The following is an 11,157-nucleotide window of genomic DNA, read 5'->3' as shown; positions in this document are numbered from 1 at the left end:
GGTGATCGGCGCTTTGCAGGAACGCTTCCCGAACCTGCCGAATCTGGGCCCGGAGCAGCTGGGCACGCTGCGGACGCTGGATCAGATCGTCGGCGAACTCAGCGCGTCGGCAGGGGGTGATGTCCACCCAAAAGCTGAGGCCGCGGCGGTCACGCCGCGGCATGCCGTCGAACTCGTCGCCCTGCCTGCCGCGGACACGGCGATCGGCGTATACCGGGACCACCCGGAGGCCGTGCTCGTCGACCTGGCGGGCACGAGCCGGTCGGACTGCGACGCACTGGCAGCGGCGCTGACTTCGCGCGGCTGGTCGGTGCGACGCGCAACCGGACTGCCCGAGGCCGGCGCCCCGGTCGACCTGTGTCTGGTCGTCCTCGGCGGCGGCGCCGACTGGTCCACGGCCCAGCGGCTGCTCGGTGAGACGATCCTGACGGCGGGCCGGATGACGCCCGGCATGTCCGCCGCAGCGGGCCGCGCGGCTTTCGTGACTCTCATCCGGCTCGACGGTGGACTGGGCCTCCGCACCGCAGGCGACCCGGTCGCCGCACTGCTCGGCGGTGTCGGCGGCGTCGTGAAAACCCTGGCCGCCGAACGTCCCGACCTGTTCTGCCGGGCGCTCGACATCGACCCCGCCGCCGACGCCGAACGCTGCGCCGAACTGGTGGCGGCCGAACTGTCCGACCCGGCGCGTGACACCGTCGAAGTCGGTGTCACCGTCGGCGGCTCGCGCTGTGCGCTGGTACCCGGCGGTCACGGCCCGAGTCCCACGGTGACGGCCGTCCGGCCCGCCGGGGAACAGCCCGTCACCACGCTCACCGCCGACGACCTGCTGGTGGTGACCGGCGGCGCCCGCGGCGTCACCGCCACCTGCGTGCGGGCGCTGGCCCGGCGCAGCCCCGCCCGGTTCCTGCTGCTCGGCCGCACCGAGCCCGCCCCGGAACCGGAGTGGGCCGCCGGAGTCGCCGACGCGGACCTGCGGCAGGCGGCGGTGCGTGCGCTGGCGGGTACCGGCGCCACCCCGCGCGACCTCGAGCGGGCCTGCGCCGACGTGCGCGCCGCCCGCGAGATCCGCGCGACACTGGCCGATCTCGGCGACCGCGCGGAGTACGTGGCCGTCGACGCCACCGACGCCGAGGCGGTGCGCGCGGCGCTCGCCCCGTGGCGTGACGCGGTGACCGGCATCGTGCACGGGGCGGGAGTCCTGGCCGACTCCCGGATCCCGGCCAAAACCGCCGAGTCGATCGCCAGGGTGCTCGACCCGAAGATCGCCGGTCTGGCCGCGCTGACGGCCGCGCTGCCCGAACCGCGTCACCTCATCCTGTTCACCTCGGTGGCCGGGCTGTTCGGCAACACCGGGCAGGCCGACTACGCCGCGGCCAACGAGGCGCTGTCCCGGTTCGCGGTCGCCTGGCGGCGGTCGCATCCGCACTGCCATGTCACCGCGATCGACTGGGGCGCCTGGGACGGCGGGATGGTGACACCCGCACTGCGCGAACACTTCCGCGCGCTCGGCGTAGCACTGCTGGCCCCGTCAATCGGTGCGGCGGCATTCACCGAACAGTTCACCACCGAGCGCGCGAACGACACGGTCGTGCTGATCGGCCCGGCCGCCGGCCTCGCGGAACCTGCCCCGGCCCCGGCGTCCCCGGTGCATGTCCGCCGCGCCCTGCGCGGGCTCACCGACGAGCCGATCGTCCAGGCGCACCGGGTCGGCGAGCATCTGGTGCTGCCCGCCACCTTCGGGCTCGGCGCGATGGCGCACCTCGCCGAGCGGGCCCTCCCGGGACGAATCGTGGTGGGTGCGCGCGATTTCGAGGTCCTCAAGGGGCTGGTGTTCGACCACCCTGTCGACGCCCTCGACCTCGCGCTGGAACCCGGCACGGTGGACGGGGACATCCTGCCCGTCCAGGTGACCGTCCGTGACGGCGCCGTCACGCACTTCCGGGCGACGCTCGAGCTGGCGACCGCGGCCGCTGAGCCGCCGACGATCGCGGTGCCGGACGGCCCCGGCAGTACCACCGACATCTACCGCGAGGCGATCCAGTTCCACGCCCCCGCCTTGCAGGGGCTGCGCCGGATCGTGGCCGACACCGGCGACACGCTCGTGTTCGAATGCCTGCTCGACGCCGAGCCGGTGGCGGGCGGGGCATACGCGAGCCGCCTGCACGATCCGGTGCGCGCGGACCTGATACTGCAGGGCCCGCCCGTGCTCGGTCACCGAGTGCTCGGCGCCGCCTGCCTGCCGCTGGGGGTCGGCCGCGTCGAGTACTACCGGCCGCTGCCGGTCGGTGAACCGTTCACGCTGGTCGTCGGCAACGCCCGCGCGGGCCGCTTCGACGCCCGGGTGGACGCCACCGCCACGGCCGCGGACGGCACTGTCCTGCAACGGTTCACGGACGTCGTGGTGGTCACGACGCCCGATCTGACGGAGAAGTTCCAATCCTCGGTGAGGCGGTGGATGGCATGACGACCCTGGAGTTCGACGGAATCGCGTTCGACCCGGAGACGCCCGGGCTGCCGGGCGAGGACACCTATGGGGCCCGCGTCGCGCAGTGCGAGGTGACGCCGCGACGACAGGCGCCACAGCCGGAAACAGTGGCCCAGCAGGCAGCGGTGACGCGATCGGCCGCAGCAGTGCGGGGGGAGCCGGTGGTCCCGACGACCCGCACCCCCAATCCGCTGGCCGAGATCCGCGCGGGCGTCGTCGCGGCGCACCGCGCGGCGCTCACCGCGCAACTGGCGATGCAGCGGGCTCTGTGGGAGCGTGCGGCGGGTCCAGGTGAGCATGTGCGTGGCCGCCGCCCGGCTCCGGTCCCTGTCACCCCGGTCCCTGTCACCTCGGACGCGGCCACCTCGGGGGTGACGACGTCGGGCACGGCGGTTTCGGCGACAGCGCCGGTCGATCACCGTTCGCCGGCGTCGCCGAGGTTCGAGCACGCCGCCGAATGGGCGTTCAAGCCGTTGGCCCGCACCGCGCGCACCCACCTGGACCATGCTTCGTTGCGCCAGTTGACCGAGGGGGACGCCGCGAGCGTGTTCGGACCCGCCTACCGGCGGCCGGGTGTGCGTCCCGTGGCCCGGCTCGCGGCGCACGCGCCGTTGGCGCTCACCGAGGTCGACACCCTCGAGGTGTACGGCGGTGACGGCCGCGGTCGCCTCCTGGCCCGCTTCGACGGCGACCCCGGCGCCGCCGCGACGCAGGCCGCCGAGGTGTTCGCCCTCTACGCCGGCCTGCCGCTGTGCTTGTCCGGCGGCACACTGGTCACCGAGGGGCCGGGCGCGCAGCCCGCGCGGGCGGGGACGCTGGAGTTGATCGTCACCGAGATCGATCTGGTGCCGCGCCCGCACCTGCGCGCGGTCGTGCACGGAGTCGCCGCCGCGCCGGTCGCGGTGTCGGTCACTGTCGCCGAACCGCACGGTGCGGGTGTCGGACCCGGACAACCGGACGACGCCCTGCTGCTCAACGAGTTCCACATGGCCCATCTCGCCCGCGGGGACCAGGCCGTCGCGATGGGCCCGGAATTCGCCGAGTACACCGGCGTCCGCGCCACCCGCCTGCCGACCGGCGGCCTGCTGCTGGTCGACCGGGTGCTGGATTTCGACGGGGCGCGCGGACGGCTGGACTCGGCCTCCTACACCACCGAGTACGACTCGCCCGCCGACTCCTGGTACTACGGCGCCACCGCCAACGAGTCCATGCCGCACTTCGTCTACATGGAGACCTCCCTGCAGGCGGCGCTGCTGATGGGCTACTACGCCGGCCCCACCCGCACCCAGCCGGGCACGACGCTGAGTCTGCGCAATCTCGGCGGCACCGCGACCGTGCTGCGCCGAGTCGATCTGCGGGACAAGACGATCCGGCAGAACTCGCGGTTGCTGTCGACCACCATCCTGCCCGGCTCCTCGCTGCAGACCTTCGACTACACCCTCGCGGTGGACGGCGAGCCGTTCTACCGCGGCGAGACCATGTTCGGCTACTTCAGCGACGAGGCGCTGGCCAACCAGACCGGCCTCGACGGCGGGCGTCCCGCCCCGACCTGGCTGGCGGGCCATCCCGGTGCGGACGTCCGGGTGATCGATGTGGCCGCCCGCCGCGCCGACCCCGCCGCACCCCTGTGCGCCCGGGACACCCTCGCTCTCATCGACCGGGTCGACGTGGTGGACGGCGGCGGTGCCCACGGCGCGGGCTACCTGCACTCGCTGCGCGCGATCGACCCGGACGACTGGTATTTCGCCCGTCACTTCCACCTCGACCCGGTGATCCCCGGCTCGCTCGGCGTCGAATCGGTGATCCACGCGGTGCAGGAATGGATGCTCGACGCCGGTTTCGCCGACGGGCTGACCGACCCCGTGTTCCGCATTCCGGCGGGCATCGCCTTCAGCTGGCGGTATCGCGGCCAATTCCTGCCCACCGACGGCACGGTCGAACTCGAGGCACATATCAAGCAGATCCGCCGTGACCGGCACGGCGTCATCGCCGTGGTGGACGCCTCGCTGTGGAAGCCGGGCCTGCGGATCTACGAATTGACCGATCTGGCCGTCGAACTCGGCGAACGCGAGGTACAGCCGTGACCACCCTTCCGCACTCGGGGACCGCGCCCGGCCGCGTCGCCGAGACCGCCCCCGACATCACCGCCGTCCTGCGCGACCTCGCGCGCCCGGCCTGGGTCGTGCGTCACGACGACCGGGTCGGGGTCACCGCCGACCGATCGGCCGTCCAGGGCGCCCGCGTGCTCGCCTCGGCGGGGCCACTGGCCCCGGAGATGCTGGGCGACAGCAAGTTCCGCTCCACCCACGGGCTCCGGGCCAACTACATGGCCGGCGCGATGGCCAACGGGATCGCCTCGCCCGCCCTGGTGTCGGCGCTGGCGCGGGCCGGCTATCTGGGCTCCTACGGCGCCGCCGGTGTCGCCCCCGCCCAGGTCGACGCGGCCCTGGCGGAACTGAGCCGTGAGCTCGGCGACCTGCCTTACGCCTGCAACCTCATCCACAGCCCGTCCGAGCCCGCCCTGGAACGTGCCATCGTCGATGCCTGCCTGCGGCACCGGGTGCGGTGCGTGGAGGCGTCGGCGTTCATGAATCTCACCGCCGAGGTGGTGCGCTACCGGGCGGCGGGCCTGAGCCTCGGGCGCGACGGCCGGATCGTCTCGGCCCACCGCGTGATCGCGAAGGTCTCGCGGGTCGAGGTGGCCGAGGTGTTCCTGCGTCCCGCGCCCGCTGCGCTGCTGAGCCGCTTGGTGGCCGCGGGCGAGGTGACCGCCGAACAGGCCCGGCTGGCCGAACAGGTGCCGATGGCCGACGACATCACCGCCGAAGCCGATTCCGGCGGGCACACCGACCGCAGGCCGCTGCTGGTGCTGCTGCCGGAGCTGATCGCCGCCCGCGACCGGGTCGCGGGCAGCGTCCCCGCCGCGGCCGCCGTGCGCATCGGCGCGGCGGGCGGCATCGGCACCCCGGCCGCTGCCGCCGCGGCCTTCGCGCTCGGCGCGGCCTACGTGGTCACCGGTTCGGTGAACCAGGCCACCGTCGAGGCCGCCCAGTGCACGGCCACCAAGGAACTGCTGGCGTCGGCGCAGTTCGCCGACTGCGTGATGGCGCCCTCGGCGGACATGTTCGAGATGGGCGTGCAGGTGCAGGTGCTGCGCCGCGGCACCCTGTTCGCCACCCGCGCCCAGCGGCTCTACGAGACCTATCGGACCTATGACGGGCTGGACGAGCTGCCCGCGGCGCTGCGCGAGGATCTCGAGCGCACCCTGTTCCGGCGGTCCGTCGAGCAGGTGTGGGACGACTGCGTGCGCTTCTTCACCGAACGCGATCCGGCCCAGCTCGCCGGCGCCGCCGAGAATCCGAAACGCCGGATGGCACTGGTGTTCCGGTGGTATCTCGGGCTGTCGTCGGGGTGGAGTATCCGCGGCGAGGCCGACCGGGTCACCGACTATCAGGTGTGGTGCGGCCCGGCGATGGGGGCGTTCAACACCTGGGCGGCGGGCACCCATCTGGCCGCGCTGCCGAACCGGCAGGCGGCCGAGATCGCCGACCAGATGATGCTGGGCGCCGCGTACCTGACGCGGGTCGCCCAGCTGCGGTCGGCGGGCGTGCGGCTGCCCGCCGGATGCGCCGAGTTCCTACCCCGACCGAGGGAGCAGCGATGACCACGCTCGAGACCGGCCCGGACACCGGCACGTCGTGGACGGTGTGCCCGTACTGCGACGCCATGATCTACGCCAAACGCTACGACCGCTCCGGGCGGGTGTGCCCGGACTGCGACGGCCACGGCATGCTCACCGCCGACCAACGCCTCGCCGCACTGCTCGACGAGGACAGCACGCGGTGGATCGAACCCGCGGCGACCGTGGCCGACCCGCTGGAGTTCACCGATTCCCGCGGCTATCCCGAACGAATCGCGCAGGCGCGCCGTCGGACCGGCATGACCGACGGCATCCGGTGCGCGCACGGCACCATCGACGGCGCGCCGCTGGTACTGGCGGTGATGGACTTCCGTTTCCTCGGCGGCAGCCTCGGCAGCGCGGTGGGGGAGGCGGTGACCGCCGCCGCCGAAGCGGCGCTGGCGCGGCGGGTGCCGCTGGTGCTCGTCACCGCTTCGGGTGGCGCGCGAATGCAGGAGGGCATCCTCGCGCTGATGCAGATGGCCAAGACGAGCCAGGCGCTGGGTCACCTCGACGACGCGGGCGTGCTCACCGTCTCGGTGGTCACCGACCCGACCTACGGCGGCGTGGCCGCCTCCTATGCCACCTCCACCGACCTGATCATCGCCGAGCCCGGCGCGCGCCTGGGCTTCGCCGGTCCGCGAGTGATCGCCCAGACCATCGGGCAGACCCTGCCGGAGGGCTTCCAGACCGCCGAGTCCCTACTCGAGCACGGATTCGTGGACATGATCTGCCACCGATCGACCCTGCGGGACCGGCTCGCCCGCGTGCTGGCGCTGTTCGCCGATCGCGAGCGCGCGGCCGGCGAAGTCGGCACATCCGCCGAATCCGTTCGGCCCGCCGCAGAATCGGCGGAGGAGGAACCGCCGGTGCTGCGTGCAGACGCTGCCGCCCTCCCGGAGCGCGACGCCTGGCAGAGCGTGCGCGCGGCCCGCGAGCTGGGCAGGCCGACCACCCTGGACTACCTCGCCGCCTCCTTCGACGAGTTCGTGGAACTGCACGGCGACCGCCTCGAGGCAGACTGCCCGGCGATGGTGACCGCGCTGGCGCGCCTGCACGGCGCGCCGGTGGTCGTGATCGGCACCCAGAAGGGGCACAGCGCCGCCGAGCTGTCCCGCCGCAATTTCGGTATGCCCAGCCCCGCCGGCTACCGCAAGTCCGCCAGGGCGCTGCGGCTGGCCGCGAAACTCGGCCTGCCCGTGGTCACCCTCGTCGACACCGCGGGCGCCTACCCCGGCATCACCGCCGAGGAGCGCGGCCAGGCGGCGGCCATCGCCGAATCGCTGAAACTGCTCGCGGGCCTGCCGGTTCCGGTGGTCGCGGTGGTGACCGGCGAGGGTGGTAGCGGCGGCGCGCTCGCGCTGGCCGTGGCCGACCGGGTGCTGGTGTGCGAGAACGCCGTGTACTCGGTGATCAGCCCCGAGGGCTGCGCCTCCATCCTGTGGAAGGACGCGGCGGCGGCCCCGGCGGCGGCATCCGCGCTGCGGGTCGACTCGACCTCGCTGGTCCGGCTCGGCGTCGCCGACGGTGTGGTGCCCGAACCGGAGGGGGGCGCGCATCGCGACCCGGCCGCCGCGGCGGCGACCCTGCGCGGGGTGCTGCACCGCGAACTCCGCGCGCTCGCCGCCGTGCCCGCGCCCGACCTGCTCGAGCGGCGCCGTCGTCGGTTCCGCGCTTTCGGATTGCCGACATCGAACGACCAGGAGTTGTCATGACCCAGTCCCTCACCCACCCCCGCTCCGTCCGCGCGATGGACCCCGTCGACGCCGACCTCGCCCTCACGGTGCTGGCCCGGCACGCCATGACCATCCTGGCCGAAGCCGCGCCGTACTCGGTGACCCTGGCCAACGGCCCGCTGATGCTGGAGATCACCCGGGACAACGCGACGGTCGGCGCGGACTCCGCAACGTCTCGGTCGGTGCCGGCAGGCACAGCGTCCCGTCCGACGCCCGTGGGAGTGTCGCCCGAACCGGCGTCCCCGGCGACAGAGCCCGCACCGGAGCCGTTGCCGGACAACACCTTCACCCTCGCCGCCGAGACCGTCGGTGTGTTCTACCGGTCGCCGGAACCCGGCGCCGACCCCTTCGTCACCGAAGGCGACCCGGTGCGGGTCGGGCAGCAGGTCGGCATCGTCGAGGCGATGAAACTGATGATCCCGGTCGTCGCGACCCGCGAGGGCCGGGTAGCCGAATTCCTCGTCGAGAACGGGGAAGCCGTCGAATACGGGGCCGCGCTCCTGGTGCTCGAGGTGGTCGCGTGAACCCGCGACCGATCCGCACGGTGCTCGTCGCCAACCGCGGCGAGATCGCCGTGCGGGTGATCCGCACCTGCGCCGAACTCGGCTTGCGGACGGTGGCGGTGTACTCGACGGCCGACGCGGACTCCGCCGCCGCGCGCATGGCCGACCGCGCCTTCCGCATCGGCCCCGGCCCGGCCAAACGCAGCTACTCCTATGCCCCGTCGATCATCGAAGCCGCCAAGGCGACCGGCGCCGACGCCATCCACCCCGGTTACGGATTCCTCTCCGAGGACCCCGATTTCGCCGAGGTGTGCGAGGCCGAGGGCCTGGTCTTCGTCGGCACGCCCGCCGCTGTGCTGGCCGACCTCGGGGACAAGTCCAGCGCGCGGGCGCTGATGTCGGCGGCCGGACTGCCGCTGCTGCCCGGCAGCCGCGACCCGATCGAGACCGTCGGCGCGGCGCATACCCTGGCCGACGAGATCGGCTACCCCGTCATCATCAAGGCCGTCGCGGGCGGCGGTGGTCGCGGTATGCGGGTGGTCCGCGCGAGCGCCGATTTCCCCGCCGCCTGGCAGGAGACCAGGGCCAATGCCGCCGCGGTCTTCGGCGACGGCAGGCTCTATGTGGAGCGCTACCTGGACTCGGCCCGCCACGTCGAGGTCCAGATTCTCGCCGACACGCACGGCACGGTCGTCCACCTCGGCGCCCGTGACTGCTCCTTGCAGCGCAGGCATCAGAAGCTGGTGGAGGAATCGCCCGCCCCCGGCCTGTCCCCGGAACTGGCCGCCCGGATCGGCGAGGCCGCCGTCCAGGGTGCCCGCGCCGTAGGCTACGTCGGCGCGGGCACCTTCGAGTTCCTGTTCGACCCGGCCGCCGGCGAGTTCTACTTCATGGAGGTCAACTGCCGCCTCCAGGTCGAGCACCCGGTCACCGAAATGGTCACCGGCACCGATCTGGTCGCCGAACAGCTGCGCATCGCCGCGGGCGAGCCCCTGTCGCTGACCCCCGACCAGCTCACCCCGCGCGGCGTCGCCATCGAATGTCGTATCAACGCCGAAGACCCCGACCGCGAATTCGCCCCCGCCCCGGGCACACTCGTCGACTGCGTGCTCCCCGGCGGCCCGTTCGTCCGCGTCGACACCCACGTCGGCCCCGGCTACAGCATCCCGCCGCACTACGACTCGCTGCTGGCGAAAGTGGTCGTGTGGGCGCCGGACCGACCGGCCGCCATCGCCCGGATGCGCCGGGCCCTGGCCGAAACCCGGATCACCGGCCGCGGTATCGCCACCACCGCGGAGTTCCTGCACGACATCCTCGACCATCCCCGTTTCCGAGCGGCCGAACACGACACGGCCTTGGTCGGCGAATTCACGGCGGGCGTCCGGGCTTCCGCCTGACGCCGGATAGCTCGGGCGCGGACGTGGGAATCGCGTCCGCGCCCGACCATGGCTACTCGCCGGTTCGCGACCCGCGCGGGGTCAGGACGAACACCGTGGTCAGCCGACGGGGGTGTTCTGCGCTGCCGCCAGCCACCACCGACCCTCGCGCTCGACCAGCACATACATCGCCAGCTCCGAGAAGCCGTCGGGATCGGTGGCCTGCCTGCGGATCTGGGCCACCACCACACCGGGTGCGGGAGCGAGGGCGGCGACCACGTCGAACCGTGACGGCGGGGCGACGCCGGCCGCCATCAGACGGTGATGGATCGCGTTCAGCTCGTCGTATCCGGTCACCGTGGCCCCGAAGGGGCTGCCCCACAACACATCCGCGGCGAAGGCGGAGTCGTACCCGTCGGCGTCGCCTGCCGCGCCCGCGCGCGCCAATCCCGCGGCGAACTCGGTCGCCACCCGGTGGGCTCCGGCGCCGCGCTCGGCGTCGCCCAGTATCGGTCGGACATTCATCTGCTGGCCCCTCGTCGGCGGCGAATTGATCGAGTACAGCGTACTCGAAATGGAGATTCCAATTCAAGTACGATGTACGCGAGAACGAGGAGGTTCATGTCGAGCCAGGACGACACGACGATCTGGATGCGCCCGGAGGCGACCGAACGCTCGGGCCCCGGGCGGCGGCCCGGTTTCAGCCGGGCGCAGATCACGCGGGCGGCGATCCGGGTCGCCGACGCGGAGGGCATGAAGGCCGTGACCATGCGGCGGATCGCCACGGAACTCGGCACCGGGGCGATGTCGCTGTATCGATACGTCGGCAGCAGAGACGACATGGTCGATCTCATGATCGATGCCGTGCTGGGCGAGATCGACCTGCCCGCGGGACCGAGTGGGGACTGGCGCCAGGACTTGTCGCTGGCCGCCGAGCGGACCCGCGAGGTGGGGCTGCGCCACCCCTGGCAGATCGCCTTGGCCAACAGGCGTCCGACCTTGGGCCCGAACTCGCTGCGTGTGCAGGAGTTCGCCATGTCCGCGCTCGACGGCTTCGGACTCGACATCGACGAAATCGCCAGTCTGGTCGGGATGCTCGGCGACTACACCCACAGCGCCGTCCACCGGGAGATCGGCTGGCAGGAACAGGCCAGGCGGACCGGGATGGACATGGCCGAATGGATGAGTCGCTATGTGGGGCCGTACGTCGCGCAGGTCGTCGCCTCGGGGCAGTACCCCATGTTCAGCCGCACGATCCGGCAGGCGCGAGTTCCCCATCTGCCGCCCGAGGAGCGCTTCCGGTACGGACTCGCCCATGTGCTCGACGGCATCGCCGCCTGCCTGCCGCCGACAGCGTAGGCGCGCATCCGGGAGTTCG

Annotated in this window: 8 protein-coding genes; 7 read left to right on the top strand and 1 reads right to left on the bottom strand. The window is 72.8% G+C overall.

The features are described from left to right. The 6 genes from NS3_RS26265 to NS3_RS26240 all read left to right on the top strand — a co-directional run. On the top strand, positions 1 to 2,464 hold a 2,464-nt coding region (locus tag NS3_RS26265), incomplete at its 5' end, for an SDR family NAD(P)-dependent oxidoreductase (RefSeq protein WP_157101546.1). After that, positions 2,461 to 4,569: a beta-ketoacyl synthase gene (locus NS3_RS26260; RefSeq protein ID WP_084495945.1), complete on the top strand. Its 2,109-nt coding sequence runs from the start codon at positions 2,461 to 2,463 to the stop codon at positions 4,567 to 4,569. The genes NS3_RS26265 and NS3_RS26260, both read left to right, overlap by 4 nt. Then, positions 4,566 to 6,149, top strand: a complete 1,584-nt coding sequence (locus tag NS3_RS26255) for a PfaD family polyunsaturated fatty acid/polyketide biosynthesis protein (RefSeq protein ID WP_067865118.1) — start codon at positions 4,566 to 4,568, stop codon at positions 6,147 to 6,149. The genes NS3_RS26260 and NS3_RS26255 overlap by 4 nt, the downstream gene beginning before the upstream one ends. Next, complete coding sequence (gene accD, locus NS3_RS26250) at positions 6,146 to 7,879, top strand: acetyl-CoA carboxylase, carboxyltransferase subunit beta (RefSeq protein WP_067865116.1); 1,734 nt, start codon at positions 6,146 to 6,148, stop codon at positions 7,877 to 7,879. The genes NS3_RS26255 and accD overlap by 4 nt, the downstream gene beginning before the upstream one ends. After that, positions 7,876 to 8,424, top strand: a complete 549-nt coding sequence (locus tag NS3_RS26245; protein WP_067865113.1) for an acetyl-CoA carboxylase biotin carboxyl carrier protein — start codon at positions 7,876 to 7,878, stop codon at positions 8,422 to 8,424. The genes accD and NS3_RS26245 overlap by 4 nt, the downstream gene beginning before the upstream one ends. Then, a complete protein-coding gene (locus NS3_RS26240; protein WP_084495944.1) occupies positions 8,421 to 9,800 on the top strand; it encodes an acetyl-CoA carboxylase biotin carboxylase subunit in 1,380 nt (459 codons plus the stop codon). Before NS3_RS26245 ends, NS3_RS26240 begins: the two co-directional genes overlap by 4 nt. Positions 9,801 to 9,899: 99 nt before the next feature. On the opposite strand, the gene NS3_RS26235 is transcribed toward NS3_RS26240, so the two are convergent. Then, positions 9,900 to 10,304, bottom strand: coding sequence for a DUF4440 domain-containing protein (locus tag NS3_RS26235; RefSeq protein ID WP_067865111.1), 405 nt, complete (start codon positions 10,302 to 10,304; stop codon positions 9,900 to 9,902). A gap of 96 nt (positions 10,305 to 10,400) precedes the next feature. Here NS3_RS26235 and NS3_RS26230 point away from each other — a divergent pair, with 96 nt between their 5' ends. Beyond that, positions 10,401 to 11,138, top strand: a complete 738-nt coding sequence (locus tag NS3_RS26230; protein WP_067865109.1) for a TetR/AcrR family transcriptional regulator — start codon at positions 10,401 to 10,403, stop codon at positions 11,136 to 11,138. Positions 11,139 to 11,157 lie beyond the last annotated feature (19 nt).

This window comes from Nocardia shimofusensis NBRC 100134 (genome assembly GCF_001613125.1).
Taxonomy (GTDB): Bacteria; Actinomycetota; Actinomycetes; order Mycobacteriales; family Mycobacteriaceae; genus Nocardia; species Nocardia shimofusensis.
This window is presented reverse-complemented; position numbering and strand designations above follow the sequence as displayed.

Bases quoted from the DNA above. Each gene is read 5' to 3' on its own strand.
- NS3_RS26235 (WP_067865111.1), bottom strand. From the start codon at position 10,304: ATGAATGTCCGACCGATACTGGGCGACGCCGAGCGCGGCGCCGGAGCC.
- NS3_RS26230 (WP_067865109.1), top strand. From the start codon at position 10,401: ATGTCGAGCCAGGACGACACGACGATCTGGATGCGCCCGGAGGCGACC.
- NS3_RS26260 (WP_084495945.1), top strand. From the start codon at position 2,461: ATGACGACCCTGGAGTTCGACGGAATCGCGTTCGACCCGGAGACGCCC.
- accD (WP_067865116.1), top strand. From the start codon at position 6,146: ATGACCACGCTCGAGACCGGCCCGGACACCGGCACGTCGTGGACGGTG.
- NS3_RS26245 (WP_067865113.1), top strand. From the start codon at position 7,876: ATGACCCAGTCCCTCACCCACCCCCGCTCCGTCCGCGCGATGGACCCC.